General features: G+C 75.3%; 17 protein-coding genes. 9 read left to right on the forward strand and 8 right to left on the reverse strand.

Annotated elements, in window-relative coordinates; all coding sequences use genetic code 11:
- The first annotated feature begins 39 nt into the window (after window positions 1-39).
- The 4 genes from GGQ55_RS08975 to GGQ55_RS08990 all read left to right on the forward strand — a co-directional run bounded on the left by GGQ55_RS08975 (window position 40) and on the right by GGQ55_RS08990 (window position 6,217).
- Window positions 40-1,311 (forward strand): hypothetical protein, encoded by a 1,272-nt coding sequence (locus tag GGQ55_RS08975; protein WP_179716145.1) that lies wholly within the window; start codon window positions 40-42, stop codon window positions 1,309-1,311.
- Between the two features lie 305 nt (window positions 1,312-1,616).
- Window positions 1,617-3,236, forward strand: coding sequence for an acyl-CoA dehydrogenase family protein (locus GGQ55_RS08980; protein WP_179716146.1), 1,620 nt, complete (start codon window positions 1,617-1,619; stop codon window positions 3,234-3,236).
- 132 nt (window positions 3,237-3,368) lie between these two features.
- Window positions 3,369-5,465, forward strand: coding sequence for a putative bifunctional diguanylate cyclase/phosphodiesterase (locus GGQ55_RS08985; RefSeq protein ID WP_366489016.1), 2,097 nt, complete (start codon window positions 3,369-3,371; stop codon window positions 5,463-5,465).
- Window positions 5,462-6,217: an NYN domain-containing protein gene (locus GGQ55_RS08990; protein WP_179716147.1), complete on the forward strand. Its 756-nt coding sequence runs from the start codon at window positions 5,462-5,464 to the stop codon at window positions 6,215-6,217. Before GGQ55_RS08985 ends, GGQ55_RS08990 begins: the two co-directional genes overlap by 4 nt.
- A gap of 1 nt (window position 6,218) precedes the next feature.
- On the opposite strand, the gene GGQ55_RS28280 is transcribed toward GGQ55_RS08990, so the two are convergent.
- The 3 genes from GGQ55_RS28280 to GGQ55_RS09005 form a co-directional block, all read right to left on the reverse strand.
- Entirely contained in the window at window positions 6,219-7,421 is a 1,203-nt protein-coding gene (locus GGQ55_RS28280; protein WP_179716148.1) for a GGDEF domain-containing protein, read from the reverse strand.
- A 66-nt stretch (window positions 7,422-7,487) separates the two neighbouring features.
- A complete protein-coding gene (locus tag GGQ55_RS09000) occupies window positions 7,488-7,931 on the reverse strand; it encodes a YdeI/OmpD-associated family protein (RefSeq protein ID WP_179716149.1) in 444 nt (147 codons plus the stop codon).
- Window positions 7,932-7,956: 25 nt separating this feature from the next.
- Window positions 7,957-9,828 carry a putative bifunctional diguanylate cyclase/phosphodiesterase gene (locus GGQ55_RS09005; protein WP_179716150.1) on the reverse strand — a complete coding sequence of 624 codons (1,872 nt, stop codon included), beginning with the start codon at window positions 9,826-9,828 and terminating at the stop codon, window positions 7,957-7,959.
- 198 nt (window positions 9,829-10,026) lie between these two features.
- Here GGQ55_RS09005 and GGQ55_RS09010 point away from each other — a divergent pair, with 198 nt between their 5' ends.
- Window positions 10,027-10,665, forward strand: a complete 639-nt coding sequence (locus GGQ55_RS09010; RefSeq protein WP_179716151.1) for a PilZ domain-containing protein — start codon at window positions 10,027-10,029, stop codon at window positions 10,663-10,665.
- 8 nt (window positions 10,666-10,673) lie between these two features.
- Here the strand turns inward: GGQ55_RS09010 and GGQ55_RS09015 are convergent, their stop codons facing one another.
- Entirely contained in the window at window positions 10,674-11,213 is a 540-nt protein-coding gene (locus GGQ55_RS09015) for an ATP-binding protein (protein ID WP_218859219.1), read from the reverse strand.
- Window positions 11,214-11,343: 130 nt separating this feature from the next.
- Here GGQ55_RS09015 and GGQ55_RS09020 point away from each other — a divergent pair, with 130 nt between their 5' ends.
- Complete coding sequence (locus GGQ55_RS09020) at window positions 11,344-12,036, forward strand: GAF and ANTAR domain-containing protein (protein ID WP_218861159.1); 693 nt, start codon at window positions 11,344-11,346, stop codon at window positions 12,034-12,036.
- 9 nt (window positions 12,037-12,045) lie between these two features.
- Here the strand turns inward: GGQ55_RS09020 and GGQ55_RS09025 are convergent, their stop codons facing one another.
- Window positions 12,046-12,432 (reverse strand): SRPBCC family protein, encoded by a 387-nt coding sequence (locus GGQ55_RS09025; protein WP_218859220.1) that lies wholly within the window; start codon window positions 12,430-12,432, stop codon window positions 12,046-12,048.
- Window positions 12,414-15,548, reverse strand: coding sequence for an ATP-binding protein (locus tag GGQ55_RS09030; RefSeq protein WP_179716153.1), 3,135 nt, complete (start codon window positions 15,546-15,548; stop codon window positions 12,414-12,416). Before GGQ55_RS09030 ends, GGQ55_RS09025 begins: the two co-directional genes overlap by 19 nt.
- A gap of 186 nt (window positions 15,549-15,734) precedes the next feature.
- On the opposite strand from GGQ55_RS09030, the gene GGQ55_RS09035 reads away from it, so the two are divergent.
- Window positions 15,735-16,754: a fatty acid desaturase family protein gene (locus tag GGQ55_RS09035; protein ID WP_218859221.1), complete on the forward strand. Its 1,020-nt coding sequence runs from the start codon at window positions 15,735-15,737 to the stop codon at window positions 16,752-16,754.
- A 128-nt stretch (window positions 16,755-16,882) separates the two neighbouring features.
- Here the strand turns inward: GGQ55_RS09035 and GGQ55_RS09040 are convergent, their stop codons facing one another.
- On the reverse strand, window positions 16,883-17,833 hold the full coding sequence (locus GGQ55_RS09040) for a nucleoside hydrolase (protein WP_179716154.1): 951 nt from the start codon (window positions 17,831-17,833) through the stop codon (window positions 16,883-16,885).
- Window positions 17,834-17,856: 23 nt separating this feature from the next.
- A complete protein-coding gene (locus tag GGQ55_RS09045) occupies window positions 17,857-18,552 on the reverse strand; it encodes a GIN domain-containing protein (RefSeq protein ID WP_179716155.1) in 696 nt (231 codons plus the stop codon).
- Between the two features lie 45 nt (window positions 18,553-18,597).
- On the opposite strand from GGQ55_RS09045, the gene GGQ55_RS09050 reads away from it, so the two are divergent.
- On the forward strand, window positions 18,598-19,470 hold the full coding sequence (locus GGQ55_RS09050; RefSeq protein ID WP_179716156.1) for an ATP-grasp domain-containing protein: 873 nt from the start codon (window positions 18,598-18,600) through the stop codon (window positions 19,468-19,470).
- Window positions 19,471-20,448: 978 nt separating this feature from the next.
- A complete protein-coding gene (locus GGQ55_RS09055) occupies window positions 20,449-22,266 on the forward strand; it encodes a gamma-glutamyltransferase family protein (RefSeq protein WP_179716157.1) in 1,818 nt (605 codons plus the stop codon).
- Window positions 22,267-22,308 lie beyond the last annotated feature (42 nt).

Here is a 22,308-nt window from a genome sequence, read left to right on the forward strand (position 1 = left end):
CCGCGTTTCCCGAGGCGCTGTTCTGCCTACCGAGGTGGCATGCCCCAGCCCGCGGGTGCCGGAGATCAGCGGGGATTCCACCGCTGGTTCGTCCTGCGCCGCGCGCTGCTCCTCCTGCTGTTCACGGCGGGTGGGCTGCTCGTCCTGGCCGCGATCGCGAGCGCCGCAAGGGCATCGGCCGACCCGGTGCCGGCCGTGCCCGGGCACGTGGTCGAGGCGGCGACCGACGTCGCGGCCGGTCACGCTGCTGCCGTGCTGCCTGCTCAGGCCGCGGCGCCCGCGCACGCCGCGAACGCGGCCGCCCCACCGGTGGCTCAGGACGTCGCCGCGCCCGTCGCCCAGGTCACCGACGTGTCACCCGCGGTCACCGAAGCAGCGGCGGTCGCCGCTCCTGTCGCTGCCGCGCCCGTGCAGACCGCGGTCCAGGACGTCGTGGCTCCGGTGGTGCAGCCGGTGGCGCAGGCGGTGGCCCAGCCGGTGGCGCAGGCGGTGGTCCAGCCGGTGGCGCAGGCCGTGGTGGAGCCGGTGGCGCAGGCCGTGGTGGAGCCGGTGGCGCAGGCCGTCGCGCCGGTGGCGCAGGCCGTGGTGGAGCCGGTGGCGCAGGCCGTGGTCCAGCCGGTGGCGCAGGCCGTGGTCCAGCCGGTGGCTCAGGCCGTCGCGCCGGTGGCGGACGCCGTGGTCACGCCCGTGGCGCAGGCCGTGGTCCAGCCGGTGGCTCAGGTGGTCGCGCCGGTCACGCAGGCCGTGGTCCAGCCGGTGACGCAGGCCGTCGCGCCCGTCGTGGACGCCGTGGTCACCCCGATCGCCGAACCCGTCGCCGAAGCCCTGCAGCCGATCACCGCCCCGGTAACGGCTGCCGTCGCACCCGTGGTCGACCCGGTGCAGACCGCCGTCACCGCACCGCGGCTCGATCCGGTCGCCCTCCCCGCCCAGGCCGCGGCACCCACGACGAGCGCGCCGATCCCGGCGGCCGCTCCGCCGGTCACCGGCGCCCTGGCCGCACCGCAGCCGTCGATCACCCCCCGGGCGTCCGTCTCCGGCCCGACCAGCACCGGCCCGACCAGCACCGTCGCGCCCGCCGCCGCCGTGCCTCCGGCGCCCGGCCCGCTTCCGCTGCCTGGCCCGGCGGACGACGTCCCGGGCTCGATGCCGCCACCTTCGTCCGCAGGAAGCGGCTCCGGTACGCCGCTGCTGCCCGCCACGCTGACCGCCACCGCGCGGTCCTCCTCCGCCGTGCCCGCCGTCTCGACGGCACCGGCACGTGCGCTCTCGGCCGGCTCGGAGACCGAGCCCGCCGTCTCGCCCGACTGAGGTCCCTCCCCCGGCCGTGCCCTGCCCTGCGCCCGAACGGCGCCGGGCGGCGACGGCCGCATCCCCGCACTCCCACCGCGCGCAGCCGCGCGCGGTGGGCCCCGGGGGAGGGGCCGCACCCGTTCGCGCCCTGATCACCCCCGGGACCGGCGGCGGCTGCCCGACCTGTCACGGGGCGGGTCGGGCAGCCCCCGCCGGGGCGGCCGCTCCGTGTCCGCCCGGGTTTCACGGGGCCGGACGGGCACGAGCGGCGGCCACATCGCACAGCACCCGCCGACCGGGCTACCGGTCGGTAACCTTCCTCCATGAGCGCGACCCACGAGGTCACCAACCAGGTCCCGCCGCTGGTCGGCCACGACCCCATCGCCGGCGACGCCGTGCTGGCCGAGGCCTGCCGCCGGCACGCGGACGACGCGGCGCTCGGCTCGCTCTCCGAGCTGGGCCGGCTGGCCGGCAGCGAGCAGGCCCAGGAGTGGGGCCGGCTGGCGAACGAGAACCCGCCGAGGCTGCGCACCCACGACCGCTACGGCCACCGCGTCGACGAGGTCGAGTTCCACCCCGCCTGGCACGAGCTCATGCGGACCGCGGTCGAGCACGGCCTGGCCGGCGCGCCGTGGGCCGATGGCGGCCCGTCGGCCCACGTGCGCCGCGCGGTCGGCTATCTCGGCTGGACCCAGGTCGAGATGGGGCACGGCTGCCCGGTCACCATGACCTACGCCGTCGTCCCGGCCCTGCGCCGCGACGCCGACCTCGCCGCCCGCTACGAGCCCGGGCTCACCGCGCGCGCCTACCGCTTCGGACTGACCGACCCCGCGGAAAAGCCCGGCCTGATCGCCGGCATGGGCATGACCGAGAAGCAGGGCGGCTCCGACGTCCGGGCCAACACGACGCGCGCGGTCCGGCAGCCCGACGGCAGCTATGCGCTCACCGGCCACAAGTGGTTCACCTCGGCGCCGATGAGCGACCTGTTCCTGGTCCTCGCCCAGCTCGACGAGGGGGTCTCCTGCTTCCTCGTCCCGCGGGTGCTGCCCGACGGCAGCCGCAACGTGTTCCACGTGCAACGTCTCAAGGACAAGCTGGGCGACAGGTCCAACGCCTCCAGCGAGGTGGAGTTCGACGGGACGACGGGCTGGCTGGTCGGCGAGCCCGGCCGGGGCGTGCCGACGATCATCGAGATGGTCAACATGACCCGGCTCGACTGCGTGCTGGGGTCGGCCTCCACGGTGCGGGCCGCGCTGACCCAGGCGATCCACCACGCCGACCACCGGCGTGCGTTCGGCGCGCGGCTGGTCGACCAGCCCCTCATGCAGAACGTGCTGGCCGACCTCGCGATCGAGAGCGAGGCGGCCACCGCGCTGGCGATCCGGCTCGCGGCAGCGGTCGACGGCGGCGAGCAGGCCTTCCTGCGCCTGGCCGGCGCCGCGGCCAAGTTCTGGGTCTGCAAGCGCACCCCCTCCGTCGTCGCCGAGGCCCTGGAGGTGCTCGGCGGCAACGGCTACGTCGAGGAGTCCGGCCTGCCGCGGCTGTACCGGCAGGCGCCGCTCAACTCGATCTGGGAGGGCTCGGGCAACGTGATCGCCCTCGACGTCCTCCGGGCGATGGGACGGCAGTCGGACTCCCTCGCCGCCGTCGTCGCGGAGATCGACCTGGCCCGCGGCGCCGATGCCCGCTTCGACGACGCGGTCAAGCGGCTCTCGGCGGAGCTCGGCGACCCCGACGACCTCCCGCTGCGGGCCCGCCGGGTGGCCGGCCTGCTGGCGCTGTGCCTGCAGGGGTCGCTGCTGCTGCGGTTCGCGCCGTCCGCCGTCGCGGATGCGTTCTGCGCCACACGCCTGGGCGGCGACTGGGGCGCTGTCCTGGGCACTCTCCCCGCGGGGACGCCGACACGCCAGATCGTCGACAGGGGACGGATCACACCGTTGTGATCTGCCCCCGTCGGGCCACTACTCTCGGGGGTGCGCCGGTTCCGTAGTGTCCGGTGACATCCAGGTCGGCCGGTGCCGCGGTGCTCCGCGGCAGTGGTGCGACGCGCCGCGGGGGACAGGGAAGCGGACAGCGTGGATTCTCAGGACGTCGACCGGACGACGGTCCCGCACGATCCGCTGCACGCCATCCCCGATGCGGTCTTCCAGCTCGACCGGCAGTGGCGGTTCACCTACGTCAACCCGGCCGGTGAGCGGCTGCTCGCCGCCACGGCCGACGAGCTGCTCGGCCACACCATCGACGACTGCCGGCCCGACATCAGCGGCACGCTGCTGGCCGATCAGCTGGTCACCGTCGTGGGCGACGGCCAGCCGCGGGCCTTCGAGTACGTGCACGAGGCCTCCCAGCGCTGGTACGAGATCCGGGCCAACCCCGGCGAGTTCGGCGTCACGGTGTTCGTCCGCGACATCGACGACCGCAGGCGCGACGACCAGCTGCGCCGGGCGCGGACCAGCCAGCTCACCGCGATCCTCGAGTCGCTGCCGGCCGCGACCGTCCTGGTCGGGGAGGACGGCCGGATCCTCACCGCCAACGCGGCGTGGATCCGCAACGGGGAGCTGCTCCGCGAGGCCGGGATCGAGCCCGGAGGCGTCGGCGACGACTACCTGGACAGCATGGCCAAGGGCGTCGACCCCGAGGACCACGCGATCCTGGCGGCCGGCCTCGAGGAGCTGATCCACGGCCCGGAGGACGTGCCGCCGTTCGACCACGAATACTGCGCCCCGCTCGGGCCGACGTCGGCCTGGTTCCGGATGCAGGCCTCCCGGGTGGTCGCCTCGCGCGACGTCGTCATCAGCCACACCGACGTCACCGAGAAGGTGGTGGGGGAGCGGGCGCTGGCCTGGCAGGCCAGTCACGACGAGCTGACCGGCCTGGCCAACCGCTCCCGGATGCTCGAGCTCATCGGCGAGGCGCTCACCGACCCCGAGACCAGGACGACGGCGCTGCTGCACCTCGACCTGGACGGCTTCAAGACCGTCAACGACTCCCTCGGCCACCAGGTCGGCGACGCGCTGCTGCGGCAGGTGGCCTACCGGCTGGTCGAGCAGGTCCGTCCCGGGGACGCCGTGGGGCGGCTGGCCGGCGACCAGTTCCTCGTGCTGGCCCGTGACGTCGACTCCAACGAGGCCGCCGCGCTGGCCTTCCGGCTGCAGACCTCCTTCGCCGCGCCGTTCCCCGCCGAGGGCCTGTCGGTGCCGCTGTCGGCGAGCATCGGGGTCGCCGTGGCCGCCCACGGCAGCGAGGACGCCCACGGCCTGCTCAGCGACGCCGACTCGGCGATGTACGCGGCCAAGGCAGCCGGCCGCGACCGCGTCCACCTGTTCTCCGCCGGGCTCCGGGACGCGGCGCGCTGGCGGCTGGAGGTGGCGACCCGGCTCCGCGACGGCGCTCTGGACGAGCTCGTCGTCCACTACCAGCCGATCGTCCGGCTGGACACCGGCGCCGTGGAGGGTGTGGAGGCGCTGGTCCGCTGGCAGCACCCGGAGCGCGGGCTGCTCCCGCCGGACAACTTCCTGTCCGTGGCGGAGGAGACCGGCCAGCTCATCCCCATGACCCGCTGGCTGCTGCGGGAGACCTGCCGCAACGCCGCGCAGTGGGCGCACATGGGGCTGCCGCTGCGGATCGCGGTGAACATCAGCGCGCGGCACTTCGCCACCGAGACCCTGGTCCGCGACGTGCGGACGGCGCTGCGGGAGTCCGAGCTGCAGCCCGAGCAGCTGACCCTGGAGCTCACCGAGACCAGCCTGGCCGAGGACCCGGCCCGCGCCGAGGAGCAGCTGTCGGTGCTGCGCTCGTTCGGCGTCCGGGTGGCCATCGACGACTTCGGCACCGGCTGGTCCTCCCTCGCCCAGCTGCTGGCGCTGCCCATCGGCACGCTGAAGATCGACCGCTCGCTGCTCACGGCCGCCGAGCGGGTCTCCGGCCCCGACGCCGGCGACGTCCTCGCCGCGATCGTGGCGCTCACCCGGACCCTCGGCATCCGCTCGGTCGCCGAGGGCGTGGAGACGGCGGAGCACCTGCGGCTGGTCCGGCAGGCCGGCTGCGACCTCGCGCAGGGCTGGCTGCTCGGCCAGCCGATGTCGGCCGACCAGCTCCCGTCGTGGGTGCGCGCGGTGCAGGAGGCCGGCGGGGACCGCTGCGCGCTGGCCCTGGAGGGCACCCGGCGTTGACCGACCGGCTCCGCCGCCGAGTGCGCCGGGCCAGCGCGCCGGCCGGGCCGCCGCGGGCCGTCGACCTCGCGGCGGCCGACCTCCCGGACGCCGTCGTCCCCGCGGCCGGGCAGACTGCGGAGGTGACCGAGAGCCCCGCGCTGGACCTGCTGATCTGGGACGCGCCGAACATCGACATGACCCTGTCGACGGTGATCGGCGCCCGGCCGACCGCCGAGACGCGGCCGCGGTTCGACGCGATCGCGGCGTGGTTCGTCGAGGGGGCAGGGGAGGCCGACGCCGCCGAGGTCGAGGCGTGCGTGTTCGCCAACATCCCGCCCGTGGTGGGCACGCTGCAGCGCTGGGTGGAGGCGCTGCGCAGCTTCGGCTTCGCCGTCTTCGCCCGGCCGAAGAACCAGCCGGACGACGACATCGACCAGGCGATGCTCGACCACATCGCGGTGCGGGCGCACAGCCACCGGCTGCGCCGGCTGGTCGTGTTCTCCGGCGACGGGCGCAACTTCGCCGAGCCGCTGGAGGAGCTCGCCCGCGCGGGCACCCACGTCACCGTGGTCGCCTTCAGCGAGGTGGCCGGCTACGCGATCAGCTCCGACCTGCTGGAGTTCATCGACATCGAGGACGTGCCCGGCGCGTTCGCGGCACCGCTGGACCGGGTCCGGCTGGACAACCTGCCGCCCGACGGGGCGTGGCTGCGGCCGACCCGGAGCCTGCGGGAGTTCGTCAGCGGCTTCACCGCCCGCCGCAGCGGGTGAGTCAGCGGGCGGGCGTCGGTGTCGCCGGCGCACCGACGCTGTTGCGGGTGATCTTCGCGCGGTAGAGCTGGGCGTCGGCGCACGACACCAGCTCGAGCGGGTAGGCGCGCTCGCCCGAGGCCACGCAGACGCCGAGGGAGACGGTGAGCTCGCCGGACGCGAAGCCGGGCGGTTCCAGCTCGAGGACGCCGGTGCGCAGCGACTCGGCGAGCTCGACCGCGCGGGACAGGTCGGCCCTGGGCATGAGCACCGCCAGCTCGTCGCCGCCGAGGCGGGCGACCAGGTCGCCGTCCTGGACGCGGGCCTTCAGCAGCCGGGCGATCCGGCGCAGCGCCTCGTCGCCACCGGCGTGCCCGTGGCGGTCGTTGACGGCCTTGAAGTGGTCCACGTCGAGCAGGACGAGGCCGACCGACGCGCCGCGTGCCCGGGCCTCCGCGCAGGCCCCGCCGAGCTCGGCGTCCCACCGGCGGCGGTTGGCCAGGCCGGTGAGCGTGTCCTCCTGGCTGAGCTTCTCCAGGCGGGAGAGCAGCGTGCGGGTGCGCTCCTGCTCGCGTTCCAGGCGGATCCGGGTGAGCAGCTCGCGCCGGTGCAGCGCGTCCCGGCGCACGTGGGCGACGGTCGCGATGAGCGAGGCGGTGGCGAGGAAGACGACCGTCGGCACCAGGTCGGACAGGGGCATCGGCTCGGCCGCGGTGAGCAGGCCGACGGCCAGGGCCAGCCAGCTGAAGGCGACGAGCGCGGCCGTCCAGCGCGGCCGCGCGACCAGGACGCAGCCGCTGGCGTAGACGGCCAGGGTGCAGCCCTGCAGGTAGTAGGGGGTGCCCTCGGCGCGGGTCACCATCCAGGCGACCTGACCCTGGACGACGACGAAGACCAGGCAGGTGAGCCATTCCGGCCGTTCGCGGCCGAGGCGCGTGCGCCACAGCAGCAGCGTGGCCAGGGCGATCGGGATGTCGCACAGCAGCCGGACGGCGAGGGAGGAGCCGGCCTGCGCGGGCAGCACCAGCCGGTCGATCACGGCCCACGCCGGGACGACGAGCAGGGCGACCCAGCACATGAGCAGGCCGGAGGCGCGCGCCCGCTCCCGCAGCTCGGCCCGCAGCTCCGGGGCGGCGGCCATCAGCTCGGCCAGCGTGGCGCGGTCGGGCAGCTCGTCGTCGCAGCGCGACCCCGCGGCGTCGCGGGCGATGACGTGATCGAGCACACACTCTCATCGGCAGCGCCGGATCCGGTCCTGAGCCGGGTCCCCGCGCCTACCCCCGGCGAGTGATCAGCGGTCGGTGCGGAGCATCTCCAGGGCCTTGTCGATCCGCCGGGCGCGGGTCTCGGGGGTCTTGGCGTCCTCGACGGCGAGCACGTGCCGCTGCTTGTGGCTGTAGGGCAGCGCCTCGAACGCAGCACGGGCCGCGTCGTCGCCGGCCAGGGCGGCGCGCAGGTCGTCGGGGACGGCGACCTCGCGCGGGGCGTCGTCCAGCTCGACGTCGACGTCCACCTCGTCGCCTGCGGCCACCCCGGCCGCGGCGCGGTTCTCCGCGCTCAACGGCAGCAGGTACACCCCGCCCCGGGAGCCGATCGAGCTGCGGTAGGTGTGGCCGTCGACGGTCACCCGGACCGGCGGCTTCTTGCCGGCACCGAGGGCCTCGACGACCTCCGGCGGCACCGGCATGCCCGTCGCCGTGCGCCCGTGCAGCTCGACCGTCGTCCGGAACCTCATGGGCCGGATTCAACAGGTTCGCAGGTCAGGCGGGAAGAGCCGCCTCCGCGGCGGACCGCGGCGCGGGCACCGCGACCGCGGTGTCCAGCTGTCCGGGCAGCTGTGCCTCGGCCGGCTGCGGTCGGGCGAACAGGAACCCCTGGGCGTGCGAGCACTGCAGGGACTGCAGCACGCTGCGCTGGGCGGCGTCCTCCACGCCCTCGGCCACGACGTCGAGCTGCAGGCTGCGCGCCAGCTCGATGATCGAGGAGACCAGGGTGCGGGAGGCGCCGTCCTGGGCCAGGTCGATGACGAAACTGCGGTCGATCTTGATGGTGTCGGCGGGCAGCCGGCGCAGGTAGGACAGGCTCGAGTAGCCGGTGCCGAAGTCGTCGATGGCGATCCGGACGCCGAGCGTGCGCAGCGTGCGCAGCCGGTCGACGACCCGGTCGACGTCCTGCACCATGACGCTCTCGGTCACCTCGAGCGTGAGCTGCACGGGCGGCAGACCGGTCTCGTCGAGAACGGCGGCGACGGTGGCGACGACGTCGTCGTCGGCGAGCTGACGCGGCGAGAGGTTGACCGCCATGCCGATGGGCCGGCCGGCGGCGGCGCTCCAGGCCACGGCCTGGCGGGCGGCCTCGCGCAGCACCCACGCGCCGATCGGCACGATCAGACCGGTGTCCTCGGCGAGCGGGATGAACTCGACCGGCGGCACGAGCCCGCGCTCCGGGTGGCGCCAGCGCAGCAGTGCCTCGTAGCTGGTCACCTCGCCGGTGCTCATGGAGATCACCGGCTGGTAGTGGACCACCAGCTGCTGCTCGGCCAGCGCGGCCGACAGCCCCTCGAGCAGGTCGGCCTTGCCGCGCGCCTCCTGGGCCATGCCGTCGGCGTAGACGGCCAGCCGCTGCTTGCCCTGGGCCTTGGCCAGGTACATCGCGAGGTCGGCGTTGCGCAGCAGGGTCTCGGCGGAGCGCTCGGCGGTGGTCGTGTCGGCGATGCCGATGCTGGCCGAGACGACCAGCGTGCGGCCGTCGACGCTCACCGGGTCGGCGAGGGAGGCCAGCACCCGGGTGGCCACCGTGCGTGCCGTCCGCGGGCCGCCGGCGACGACGACGGCGAACTCGTCGCCGCCCAGCCGCGCCACGGTGTCCTCCGGACGCACGCAGCCGGCGATCCGGCCGGCGACGGCGACCAGCAGCCGGTCGCCGGTGGAGTGCCCGCGGGTGTCGTTGATGTCCTTGAAGTCGTCGACGTCGAGCACGAGCACGCTCACGACGCCGCGCCGGTGCTGCAGCAGCCGGGAGGTCTCCTCGACCAGCAGCGTGCGGTTGGCCAGCCCGGTCAGCGCGTCGCGCAGCCCCTGCTGCTCGTTGAGCCGCCAGGCGGCGAGGTTGGCCAGGCTGGCGGCGAGCACGAAACCGCCGTGGATGCCGGCCCAGACCCACGGCGCGGACTGCGCCGCCGCGGTGCCGAACACCTCGTGCGGATGCAGCGTGCCCATGATCCCGTGGTGGGCGATGGTCAGCAGGAGCGCGACGCCGAAGGGCACCCAGTCCTGGTAGAGCGAGACCAGCCCGACGACGACGAAGAACGAGAAGTGCGCCTCGGTGACGCCGGCCATGAGGTGGACCAGCAGGACGCAGCCGCCCAGCAGGCTCACCGTGGTCGCGCCCGCCCGCACCGACCGGCGGAACTCGGCGGGCAGCGCGAACGGCAGGGGCAGCAGGATCGCGAGCGTGCTGGTGAGCGAGCCGAGCAGGGCGTGACCGGTCAGCACCGAGAGGATCCCCAGCCCGACCGCCTGGATCGCGGCGATGCGCACGAGGACGGTGTGCCGCCGGCGCCACACGGGCTCGGGCAGCAGTCGTCCCTCGGGCAGCAGCGCGGCGATCCGCGAGGGCAGGAGGGCGAGCACGACGGTCCTATCGACCGCTCCGGAGAGTTCCTTGACCGTTCCAGGACAAGTCCCCCACCCGGGTGAGACGGGTCCGTGGCGGCGCGCCGGGGAGGGGACGGCGGACGGGACGGGGCAACGACGACTACGGTTCGTCACCGCGGGGTCCGGTGCGGGCGTGCCCGTCACCCCTCAGGAGTGCAGATCGGAGAGAAACCCATGACCGGCGAACCTGGCGTCGACCACCCGGAGGAGCAGAGCGAGGCTGAGGTCACGCTCACCGCCCGCGGGATCTCCGTCAGCACCCGCGTGGAATTCGTCGGTGACGGCGTGATCTCCGTCCGTCCCTCCGTGGGGGAGTACGTGGAGCAGGTCGTGGCGAGCGCCGGCGACAAGGTCGAGGTGTTCTGGAAGTCCGGGGACGAGACCCGGGCGGTGCCGGCCGAGGTGCTGACAGCCGACGCCGGGGCGGTGCCCCGCTGGCGGCTGCAGATCACCGGACCGTCGGAGATCAGCCAGCGCCGCCAGGCGGTCCGCGGCCGCGTGTCCGTGCCGCTGGAGATCGGCTACGGCAGCACCGAGCTGATCGGCGAGACCGTCGACCTCAGCGAGAACGGCATGCGCGCCGCGGCGGACGGGCTCGGCATCCCGCCCGAGCCCGGCTCGGCGCTCGACCTGCTGGTCCAGCTGGAGGACGGCCCGCTCAAGGTGAAGGGCGAGGTCGTGCGGTTCGCCGCGCGCGGCTCCCGCTGGCTGCTCTCGATCCGGTTCCGCGACGTGCAGGAGAAGGACGGCGACCGGATCCGCCGGCGCGTGTTCCAGGCCCTGCGCGAGGAGCGCGCGCGGCAGGCCGACTGACCGATCGGTCAGTCGCCCCAGCGGATCTCCGGGGAGCGCGGTTCGGGCAGCTGCTCGTGCAGCGCCTCCAGCTCCTCGCGTCCCGACGGCAGCCGCGCCCACACGTGCTTGCGACCGGGCCGGCCCTCCCAGCCGTACTGCAGCGACAGCTGCGCCACCAGGTGCAGCCCCATGCCGCCGAGCGCGGGATCGCGGTCGACGGCCGGGATCGGCGGGCGGTCCGGGGCCTCGTCGCTGAGGTCGAGCAGCCAGCCACCGGTGCCGGCCACCACCAGCGCGCGCACGTCGCCGCCGCCGTGCCGCAGGGCGTTGGACGCCAGCTCCTCGAACACCAGCAGCAGCCCGTCGCGGGCGTCCTCGGTCGACGACGAGCTCACCGACGGGTGCGCGATGCGGGCGCGCAGGTCCGACCGCACGCGCGAGACCAGCGACATCGAGGACAGCTGCCAGTGCCACACGTCGCCGGGCACCGACGGCACCGGCGCGCACGGCCACGTGACCACGCCCGCTGACGGGTTGTCGGGGTCGCGACCGGGCTCCTGGGCCATCGCCTCCCCTTCGCGTCTGCTCCGCAGGCGAGCCGGCGCAGTCCGGCCGGCCGACACCATCCTGACCGAAAGGATCCCACCGTGCAGAGGTGGCCCGGATTCTCCCGGCCGGTTGGCAGACTGTTCGTTCGTGGACGACCTCCTGCGCGCTCTCAGCCGCATCGTGTTCGCCGACCGGACGCTGGAAGAGGTGCTCGGGGAGATCACCGACATCGCCCGCCGCAACATCCCCGGGACCGAGGCCACGTCGATCACGCTGATCCGCGCCGACAGGTCGTTCACCGCGGCGTACTCGGGCGAGATGGCGCTGGCCGCCGACGAGCTGCAGTACGAGGAGGGCTACGGGCCGTGCATGGACGCGGCCCGCGGCGGCGTCGTCCTGCGCGTCGACGACATGCGCACCGAGCAGCGCTGGCCGCAGTACGTCCCCCGGGTCGTGGAGCAGGGCGTGCGCAGCTCGCTCTCGATCCCGCTCCCCTACCAGGGGGAGAGCATCGGCGCGCTGAACAACTACGCCACCGTGCCCGAGGCCTTCTCGTCGCCGGAGTCCCTGGAAGCGGCCTCGGAGGTGGCCGAGGTCGTGGCCGTCGCCGTCGTCAACCTGGCCGCGCACGCCCAACTGGGGGAGCAGGCCCGCAACATGCGCCTGGCGATGGACTCGCGGGCGATCATCGAGCAGGCCAAGGGCGTGCTCATGGCGCAGCGGCACATCGATGCCGACGCCGCCTTCGACGTCCTGCGCGAGGCCTCGCAGCGCTACAACCGCAAGCTGCGCGACATCGCCGCCGGCATCGTGGAATCCACGCAGGACCGCCAGCGCTAGCCGGCCGCGCTAGCCGGCCGCCAGGTCGGCCAGCTGCCGCAGCGAGCGGCCGATCGCGTCGCGCTGGGCGTCCAGCCGGTGCGATTCGCTCTCGGGCAGCTCCACCCGGACGTCGATGTCGGTGCCGCCGGTCCGCTCCGCCAGCTGCCAGCAGACGTCGATGTCGGAGACCAGGCAGGAGATGGTGACCCGCCCGGCCTCGCGGTCGGTGCGCAGCAGCTGCGGCATCGGGAAGTCGGGATAGCCGGTCGGCCACAGGACGTAGGAGCCGGGGGAGTCGGTCCGCACCGTCTCCACGCCCACCCACCACTCGGGGAAGCGGGTGGGGTCGAACAGCAGCTTCCAGACCTCCTCGACAGCGGCGTCGGCGTGGCCGGTCAGTGCGAAGGCGGGCACGGTTCCTCCTCGGGGACGGCGGCCAGCTCGGCCTCCACCCGGGCGAGCTCCCAGGCAGGGTCGACCAGCCCGACCACGGGCAGCCGGCCCAGGTCGACGAGGCTGGCCATCAGCTCCCGGCCGGGCTCGGGGCGGCCCAGCCGGCGCCACGCCGCGACCGACTCGGCGAGCCGGCGTCGCGCCTCGCGGAGATCCCCGGCGGCGAGCGCGACCAGGCCCTGCGCCCGCGCCATCCGGGGGACCAGCGCCCAGGGCTGGTCGCCGGGCCCGATCGGTTCCAGCGCGGCCGCACGGATCTCCGCCGCGGCCTCACCGGGCCGGCCGTCGCGGGCCAGGGCCTCGGCGCGGGCCAGCCGGCTGGCCGGCCGGCTGAACCGGGCCTGCCCGGCGAGCGCCGCGTCGAGCAGCTCGGCGGCCTCGGTCCACGCGCCGGTCGCCAGGGCGACCAGGCCGGCGTCGTAGCGGGCCAGGCCCAGGACCTCGTCGGAGTCGAGGCGTTCGGCGAGGGCCAGCTGCGCCCGGGCGCAGGCCAGCGCCTCGGCCGGCCGGCCGGTGCGCGAGAGCAGGTGGGCGCGGCCGGCCAGGCAGGGGACCGCGAGCACCGGGACGTCGCGGGTGAGCGCGACGGCGTGGTCGGCTACCCGCAGCGCGGCGGCCAGGTCGCCGGCGGCGGCGAGCGCGCAGGCGGCGGTCAGCAGGCCGGCGTACGCCTGGTCGGGGCGGGCGGCGCCCTCGAGGGCTGCGGCGCCGAGCTCCGCCTGGGCCTCCACCTCGGCGTAGCGGCCGGTGCGGATGAGCCACAGCAGCCGGGCGCTGTGCCGGTCGATGTCGAGGGTGGCGTCGCCCCCTGCGGCTCTCAGCAGCCCGGGCACCAGATCGGGGTCGCCGGCGGCGGCCGTGAGCTGCGCCAGTCCGGCGAGCGCCTCGGCCCGCAGCGCGGGCGCGTTCCCCGGGCCGAGCAGCTCCAGGGCACGGGTGTAGGCGGCCAGCCCGGCCGAGGGGTGGCAGAGCACCGACCGCATGACGGCACCGCGCCGGCACCACGCCGCCGCTCGTCCCGCGGGCGGCACGAGCGCGATCGCCGCCTCCCACTCGTGCTCGTAGTCCTCGCGCCGGCCGCGCCAGGCCTGCACCTCGGCCAGCTCCAGCCGCGGATCCGGGTCCTCAGGGGCGCAGTGGGCCGCCTCCGCCCAGAAGTCGGCCGCCTCGTCCAGCGTGCCGAGCTCGCGGGCGTGCCGGGCGGCGTCCCGCCACCGGGGGCCGGCCAGGTCGTCGCGTCCGGCGCGCTGCAGGTGCCCGGCCACCTCCGCCGCCACGCGGGCGCGGGCGTCGCCGGCCGCGGCCTCGACCGCCACCGCCAGCTGCACCGACCGGCGGCCCGGCTCGCGCACCAGGTCGCAGCGGGCCGCCTCGGCCAGCAGCGCGTGCCGGTAGCGCAGGCCGTCGTCCCCGGCGGACAGCAGCCCGGTGTCCTCGGCCGCCGCGAGGTCGTCCGGTCCGGCGACCGCGAGCGCGTCGACCTCCGCGGGGGACAGGGCCCGGCCGGCGACGGCGAGCAGCTCCAGCAGGTCGCGGGCCGGACGCGGGACCGGTCCGGCGGCGGCCCGGACGGCGGCGCGCAGCGTGAGCGGGAGCCCGCGGTCCCCGCCGGCCAGCAGGCGGGCCCGCTCGACCGCGAGCAGCGGACTGCCCTCGGCGCTGGCGACGACGCGGTCGACGTCGTCCTGCCCCAGCGGAGCGACGCTGCGCACCACGGCGGCGATCTCCTCGGGCGCCAGCGCGTCGAGCACCAGCTCGGCGACCGGGACACCGCGGCGGGCGACGTCCGCGACCAGCGCGTCGGCGTCGGACCGGGCCGGGCGGTCGCGCCGCGTGAGCAGCAGCAGGACCGGCAGCGTGGCCACCCGGCGGGCGACGTGGGCGCACAGCGCGAGGCTGGCGCGGTCGGCGCCGTGCAGGTCCTCGGCGATCAGCAGCACCGGGGCGCCTCCGGCCGCCCACTCCACCAGCCGCAGGACGGCGTCGAAGACCCGCAGCCGTTCGAGCTCGGGCGAGGCGACCGGTGGTGGCAGGCCCGGGCCCCGCCCGAGCAGCACGGCCAGGTCGGACGCCAGCCGGCCGAGTTCGGGCGGCCACCCGGCGGAGGGCGGCGGGGCCGGCACCTGCCGGGCGAGGGCGAGCGCGATCTCCGCCCACAGCCCCAGCGGCGCGGGCTCGCCGACGTCGACGGCCGCGCCGCCCGCGACCCGGCCGCCGGCGCCGCTCACCCGGTCGGCGAGCTCGGCGGTCAGCCGGGTCTTGCCGATCCCGGCCTCACCGGTGAGGACGACGACCCCGCCGCGGCCGTCGCGTGCCCGCGACCACGCCGCCGTGAGCGCGCTCAGCTCGGCCGACCGGCCGAACAGCGGTGCCCGTCGGGCGGCCGTGGCCGGGGCGCTGCGTCCCGGACCGCGCAGCTCGGCCAGCGCGGCGCGCAGCGCGGGTCCCGGTGCCACGCCGAACTCCTCGCGGAGCCGCGTGGCGAACTCCCGGCCGGCCGCCAGCGCGCCGGCACGGTCCCCCGCCGCAGCCAGCCGGCGGACCAGCGCCGCGTGCGCCGGCTCCTCGAAGGGGGTCAGCCGGCAGCGGGTGCGCGACCAGCGGGCGGCGTCCTCCTCGCGTCCCGCCGACTCGGCGGCCGCCGCGGCCCGGTCCAGCACCGCGACCTGCCAGCGGCGGTGCTCGGCGCGCTCCTCGGCCGCCCAGTCGTCGCCGAACGACGGCAGCAGCTCGCCGCTGCAGCCGGCCGCCGCGCCGGCCGGGTCGTCCGCCGCGGTGTCGCGCAGCTCCGCCAGGTCCACCCGGACTCCGTCCGGGGCCAGGCCCACCCGAGACCGGGAGGCGGACAGCGCGTCCGGCCCCAGTGCCTGGCGCAGCGCCCAGACCGCCGTCCGCAGGTTCGCCCGGGCCGCGGAGGTGGTGGCCTCCGGCCAGAACCGGGCGGCCACGGCGTCCCGGTCGTGCGGGCCGGGGTGCAGGGCGAGGAAGGCGAGCAGGCGCGCGGGCGTGACCGGCAGGACCACGGCCCCACCGTCGCGCTCGACGGCGAACGTGCCCAGCAGCTGCACCTGCAGCACGGGCGCATCGTAGGGCCGTTCCGGCGTCAGGGCGGTCGCAAGATCGTCGGGCGGAACCTTCTGGGACCCCCTAGCGTCTGACTCCTAGGTGGCCGGGTCTTCCCGGTGCGTTCCCCGGTCGCCCGTGGGCCCGAGCGGGCCCCCACGCTGAGTTCCCCGGCGTGCTGCTGCGCGCCGAGGAGCCCCGTGACCGAGACCCTTCCCCGCCGGACCCGCAGCGACTACGCGGACCTCTCCGCCCGCATCAAGGCCGCGGGCCTGATGGAGCGGCGGACGCCCTACTACGTGCTCAAGTTCGCCCTCACGCTCGGCCTGTTCGCCGGCGGGTGGGTGGGCTTCGTGTTCCTCGGCGCCAGCTGGTGGCAGCTGCTCGTCGCGGCCTTCCTCGGGGTGATGAGCACCCAGGTGGCCATGCTCGGCCACGATGCCGGGCACAAGCAGGTGACCCGCACGCGCGCCAGCAGCTACCTGATCGGGATCACGCTGGGCAACCTGCTGACCGGGCTGAGCTTCGGGTGGTGGATCGACAAGCACAACCGGCACCACGCGCACCCGAACCACGAGGAGCTCGACCCGGACGTCGCGCCCGCCGGGCCGCTGGTGTTCATGCCGGGGCAGGCCGACGACGGGCGGCGGGGCCTGCTGCGCTGGCTGACCCGGCACCAGGCGGTCGTGTTCTTCCCGATCCTGCTGCTCGAGGGCCTGAACCTGCACGTCGGCAGCTTCGAGGCGCTGCGCAACGGCACGGTCAAGACGAAGTGGCGCGAGGGCCTGCTGCTCGCCGTCCACGTGGTCGCCTTCGTCGGAGCACCGTTCCTCGTCCTCACGTGGGGCCAGGCGCTGCTGTTCCTCGCCGTCCACCAGGCGGTCTTCGGCTTCTACATGGGCTGCTCGTTCGCGCCCAACCACAAGGGCATGCCGCCGCTCACCGACGAGGAGGAGAAGGACTACCTCCGCCGCCAGGTGCTCACCTCGCGCAACGTGCGGGGCGGTTTCGTGACCGACTGGACGCTCGGCGGCCTCAACTACCAGATCGAGCACCACCTGTTCCCGAGCATGCCGCGGCCCAACCTGCGCCTGGCCAAGCCGGTCGTGGAGCGGTTCTGCGCCGAGCGCGGCGTCCGGTACGCCGAGACGAGCCTGGTCGACTCCTACCGCCAGGTCCTCCGCCACCTGGACGTGATCGGTCAGCCCACCCCGGCCTAGAGGGCACGCACCGAGGTGGTCGACTGCGGTCTTGCGGTGTTGTGGAGGCTTTCGCGGTCGTACAGCACCGCAAGACCACGCGGAACACCGCAAGAGCGGAGTCGGCGGGGCCGTCAGCCCACCCCGGCCTAGACGAGCGAGCGGGAGAGCCACTCCAGCCGCTCGACCAGGAACTCCACGGCGGCCGCGCTGTCGACGCTCTCGGCGACCTCGACCGCGTTCGGCGCGGTCGACACGGCCCGCCGGTCGACCACCGTCTGTCCCCGCGCCGCGCCGAGCGTCGTGTCGACGACGACGGACCGGCGCACGGTGCCCAGCGTCCCGGGCACGATCGCCTCGGTGAGCGCGAGCGCGTCGTGCACGACCACCCCGGGCGTGCCGTAGGAGCTGCGCGCGTGGTCGAGGTACTGCTGCAGGATCGACGCCGCGGTCGCGCCGACCGGGCCGGACGCGGCGAACCGCGCGATGCCCGCCTCGGTGAGCACCGTGGGCACGGTGACGTCGAGGCCCACGAGGGTCGTCGGCAGCCCGGCGGTGAGCACCGCCTGCGCGGCCTCGGGGTCGGCCCAGACGTTGAACTCCGCCGCCGCGGTGACGTTGCCGCCCAGCGCCGCCGAGCCGCCCATGACCACGAGCCGGCCGATCCGCTCGGCGGCCTCGGGGAAGACGCCGAGCAGCAGGGCCAGGTTGGTCAGCGGTCCGATGCTGGCCACGGTGACCGGCTCGGACGAGGAGAGCAGCAGGTCGGCCAGGGCCACCACCGCCGGTCGCGGGTCCAGCGCGGCCGGGGACGGCGGCAGCTGCACCCCGCCCAGGCCCGCGGCCCCGTGCACGTGCCCGGCGCGCTCGGCCTGCGGGTGCACCAGCGAGGATCGGGCGCCGGCCGCGACCGGGATGTCCGCCCGCCCGCCGAGGTGCAGCACGCGCAGCGCGTTCTCCGTCGTCTGCGCCAGCTCCACGTTGCCGTGCACGGTGGTGACCAGCTTCAGGTCCACCTCCGGGCTGGCGATCGCCAACAGCAGCGCGAGGGCGTCGTCGATGCCCGGGTCGGTGTCGATCACGAGCGGGATGCGGGCCACCCGCCCATCCCAGCAGACGACGCTCAGCGCTCCTCGACCGTGCCGCTGCCCTCGATGTCGGTCTCCACGCTGGCCCCGCCGCCGTGGGTGATCGTGCCGCTGCCCTCGATGACCGCCTTGAGCGTGCCGGTGACCTGCACGTCGGCGGTGCCGCTGCCCGAGAGGGTCACCTCGGCGTCGGTGGAGTCGAGGTCCTTGGCCGCGTAGTCGCCGGAGCCGTCGATCTCCACGGTCTGCCGGTCGGCCCGGCCGGCGAGGGTGATCGCGCCCGACCCGGACAGGTCGACGGTGAGCGTGTCGACGTCGAGCCCCTCGGCGCGCACCTCCCCGGAGCCGGACAGGTCGATCCCGCTGAGCGCGCTCGGCGACGCGGCGCTGATGCTGCCGGAGCCGGACAGCTCCACGGCGTGCGCGGCGGGGAGGACCAGGTCGTAGCGGACCTCGCCGAGGTTGCCGACGGTGCCCGTCGTCCCGAGCACCAGCCGGTCGCCGTGCACCTCGCTGGTGAGGTGCCGCAGGACGTCGCGCCCGGCGGTGACCCGCAGCGACGGCGTCGAGCCGGTGGTCAGCGCGAGGTCTCCGCTGGTGGACAGCTCCACCTCCGACACGGCCGGGATGTCGCGGTCCTGCGAGCGCGTGGGACCCGGGTCGCCGGCGAAGGAGGACAGACCACACCCGGCGAGGAGGACGGCGAGAAGGGGCAGCAGCGTCCTGCGCATGGGGGGATGGTCCTCCGCTTCGGGCCGCCGGAGAGGATCTGAGGCATGCCGCACGTCCTCCTCGCCAGCTGCGACCAGGCCCGCGGGCTCGACGACGACGAGCCGCTGCTGCTCGCCGCGCTCGCCGATGCCGGCGTGACGGCAGCAGCAGCGGACTGGGCCGATCCGAACGTGGACTGGGCCGCCGCGCAGGCCGTCGTCGTCCGCTCGACCTGGGACTACGCGCCGCGACGGGACGAGTTCCTCGCCTGGGCGCGACGGGTGGAGGCGGTCACGTCGCTGCACAACCCGGCCGCGGTGCTCGCGTGGAACACCGACAAGCGCTATCTCGCCGAGCTCGCGGCGGCGGGTCTGCAGGTCGTCCCGACCGCGTGGGCGGCCGAGCAGGCCGAGCTCCCGGCCGCGCTCGGGGCGTGGGACGGCGACGTCGTCGTCAAGCCGGCGGTCTCGGCCGGCGCCCGCGACACCGCCCGGTTCGCCCCGGCCGAGCGGGTGGCGGCCGGCGCGCTCGCGGCGCGGATCCTCGACAGCGGCCGCGCGGTCATGGTCCAGCCCTACCTGACCCTGCTCGACGGCGAGGGCGAGACCGGCCTGGTCTACCTCGACGGCGCGTACAGCCACGCCTTCGGCAAGGGCGCGCTGCTCGCGGGGGAGCCCCTGGGCCCGGGGCTGTTCGCCACGGAGACGATCACAGCCCGGACGGCGACGCCGGCCCAGCGGGAGGTCGGCGACGCCGTGCTGGCCGGCGTCTGCGAGCGGGCGGGCGCCGTGCCGCTCTACGCCCGCGTCGACCTCGTGCCGGGCGAGGACGGCGCGCCACGCGTGCTCGAGGTGGAGCTGACCGAGCCGAGCCTGAACCTGCCGGTCGCGCCCGGCGCGGCGCAGCGGCTGGCCGCCGCGATCACCGCCCGCCTCTAGCTCGCGGCTCTTGCGGTGTTCCGCAAGCTTGTGCGGTGCTGCACGACCGCGGAAGCACGAGGAACCCCGCAAGAGTGGGCAATCCGCCGTGAGCCGGGACGGCCGACACGCCGCGCGTGTCGGCGTCCCATTTCGGTGACAGCGGTTCCGGAATGGTCTTTTCGAGCGTGGCGAACGGCCTCTTGTCGACAAAGCTCTCGTCCGGAGAACGGGTCACCACCAGGCATTCCGGGCCGGGGCAACGGTTCGGTCACGGGGATTCCAGGAGTGTCGGGAATGTGCCGAGAAAGCGCGCCCCGCCGCCTACTTTTCTCCTTGTCCGCAGCACCTTCCCCCCTGGCAGCGGACAGGACGTCGAAAGGAGGACGGCATGAGCAGCGCAGCGATCTCTCCGGCCGCGTCGCCGCTCCTGCCGTCCTCCTCAGGCGATACGGACCGTTCCCTGGCCGAGCTGCTCGACGTCCTCGACCGCGCCGACGCGATGCTGCCCCGGCAGCCGCGCCGCCCGGTCGCCTCTCGCTCCCGGCGCGGGGTCGCGCTGCGGCCCGTCCCGCCGCTGCGCTCGTCCTCCGTCCCGGTGCCCGCAGCGGCGCCGGCCGAGGTCGTCCTCCCCCTCGTCTCCCCGGCGCCCAGCGGGCTGCGCGGCCTGGTTCGCCGCGCCGCGCTCTGGGGTGCCGGCCCGGACGGCGAGAACCTGGCCTGGCGCACCGCCGTCCCCGTTCCCCCCAGCCGGCCGGGGCGCCTGCGCGCGCTGACCCGCCGGCTGGCCCTCTGGGGTGCCGGTCCGGACGGTGCCCACCTCGCCTCGTGGTCGCCCACCCGCCCGCACACCGCTCGCGTCATCTCGCTCGTCCCCGAGGTGATCTCCACCGAGCGGGTCGACGGTCCCGTCGTCCTCAAGGCGATGCCCAGCACCCCCGTGACGCCGGCTTCGTATCCCGGCGCGCCCCCGCAGGAGACCGCACCTACCGTGGCTGGGTGTTCACCACCCGACCGGAGCTCGCCGGAACGTTCGGCATGGTTGCCTCGACCCACTGGCTGGCCACCGCCGCCGGCATGGCCACGCTCGAGGCCGGCGGCAACGCGTTCGATGCCGCCGTCGCCACCGGGCTGGCCCTCCAGGTCGTCGAGCCCCACCTCAACGGACCCGGTGGCGAGGTTCCCGTCCTCTTCGCCAGAGGGGATACGGGGCAGCCCGTCACCGTCCTGGCCGGCCAGGGGGTCGCCCCCGCCGACGCGACGATCGCCGCCTTCCGGGACCTCGCCCTCGACCTGGTTCCCGGGACCGGCCTCCTCGCCGCGACGGTCCCCGGCGCCCTCGGCGCCTGGCTGACCCTGCTGCGCGACCACGGCACCCTGCCGCTGGACGCCGTCCTCCGCTTCGCCATCGAGTACGCCGAGACCGGCCACCCCCTGCACCCGCGGGTGGTCGCGACCGTCGGCTCGGTCTCCGAGCACTTCCGCACCCATTGGCCGACCTCGGCCGCCACCTGGCTCACCTCCGACGGAGCACCACCCGTCGCCGGCAGTCTGTTCCGCAATCCGGTTCTGGCCTCGACCTACCGCCGGCTGCTCGACGCAGCGCGCGGTCCCACACGGGAGGCCCAGATCGATGCGGCGCTGGCCGCCTGGTACACGGGATTCGTCGCCGAGGCGATCGACAGGTTCTGCCGGTACCCGGTGATGGACGACTCCGGTCGTCAGCACCCCGGGTTTCTGACCGGGCACGACCTGGCGACGTGGACACCGAGGTACGAGCAGCCGGTCACTCTGGACTGGCGGGGGTGGACGCTCGCGAAGGCCGGGCCGTGGTCCCAGGGACCGGCTCTGCTCCAGGCGCTGGCGATGCTGGACGGTGTGCTGCCGGCGGGCCCCGCGGGAAGCAACGCCTCCGTCTCCGAAGACGCGGACACCGCCGAGGTGGTGCATGCGAGCGTCGAGGCGACGAAGCTGGCGATGGCCGACCGCGAGGCCTGGTACGGGGACGTGGAGAACGTGCCGGTGGGCGAGCTGCTCTCGCCCACCTACGCCGCCGAGAGGCGGGCGCTCATCGGTAGGACCGCGAGCCGCGACCTGCGGCCCGGCTCACCGGGGGAGCGCCCGCCCCGGCTGCCCGAGTTCGTCACCAGCCTCTCCGCCGCTGAGCGGCCCGCCACCCGTGAACTCGCCGGGATCGGCGAACCCACCGTCGACACCCGGGGCACGACCCGGGGCGACACCTGCCACGTCGACGTCGTCGACCGCTGGGGCAACCTCGTCTCCGCCACCCCGTCCGGCGGCTGGCTGCAGAGCTCCCCGGTCATCCCCGAGCTCGGCTTCGCCCTCGGCACCCGGGCGCAGATGTTCTGGCTCGAGCCCGGGCTGCCCAACTCCCTCGCCCCGGGCAAGCGGCCCCGCACCACTCTCACGCCCTCGCTCGCCCTGCGCGGCGGCGTCCCGACCCTGGCCTTCGGCTCGCCGGGAGGCGACCAGCAGGAGCAGTGGCAGCTGTGCTTCTGGCTCCGGCACGTCCACCAGGGCCTCGACCTGCAGGCCGCGATCGATGCTCCCGCCTGGCACACCACCGGCTTCCCGTCGTCGTTCTACCCGCGGGAGACCGTCCCCGGCGAGATGGTGGTCGAGTCCCGCCTGGGGGACGACGTGATCGCGGAGCTGCGCCGCCGTGGGCACGACGTCACCGTCGCCGGGCCATGGACCCTGGGCCGGCTCTCGGCGGTCAGCCGTGATCCGGACACCGGGATCCTCCGGGCTGCGGCCAATCCACGGGGCATGCAGGGGTACGCCGCCGGCCGGTGACCATTCGTGTTCGTTCGGACACAACCGTTGTGCACGACCGGA

Origin of the sequence: Petropleomorpha daqingensis (assembly GCF_013408985.1) — a bacterium.
Lineage (GTDB): Bacteria > Actinomycetota > Actinomycetes > Mycobacteriales > Geodermatophilaceae > Petropleomorpha > Petropleomorpha daqingensis.

What these genes read in the sequence shown, in the direction of transcription:
- GGQ55_RS08975 (WP_179716145.1), top strand. Translation starts at nt 40, where the DNA reads ATGCCCCAGCCCGCGGGTGCCGGAGATCAGCGGGGATTCCACCGCTGG.
- GGQ55_RS08980 (WP_179716146.1), top strand. Translation starts at nt 1,617, where the DNA reads ATGAGCGCGACCCACGAGGTCACCAACCAGGTCCCGCCGCTGGTCGGC.
- GGQ55_RS09000 (WP_179716149.1), bottom strand. Translation starts at nt 7,931, where the DNA reads ATGAGGTTCCGGACGACGGTCGAGCTGCACGGGCGCACGGCGACGGGC.
- GGQ55_RS09010 (WP_179716151.1), top strand. Translation starts at nt 10,027, where the DNA reads ATGACCGGCGAACCTGGCGTCGACCACCCGGAGGAGCAGAGCGAGGCT.
- GGQ55_RS09015 (WP_218859219.1), bottom strand. Translation starts at nt 11,213, where the DNA reads ATGGCCCAGGAGCCCGGTCGCGACCCCGACAACCCGTCAGCGGGCGTG.
- GGQ55_RS09045 (WP_179716155.1), bottom strand. Translation starts at nt 18,552, where the DNA reads ATGCGCAGGACGCTGCTGCCCCTTCTCGCCGTCCTCCTCGCCGGGTGT.
- GGQ55_RS09050 (WP_179716156.1), top strand. Translation starts at nt 18,598, where the DNA reads ATGCCGCACGTCCTCCTCGCCAGCTGCGACCAGGCCCGCGGGCTCGAC.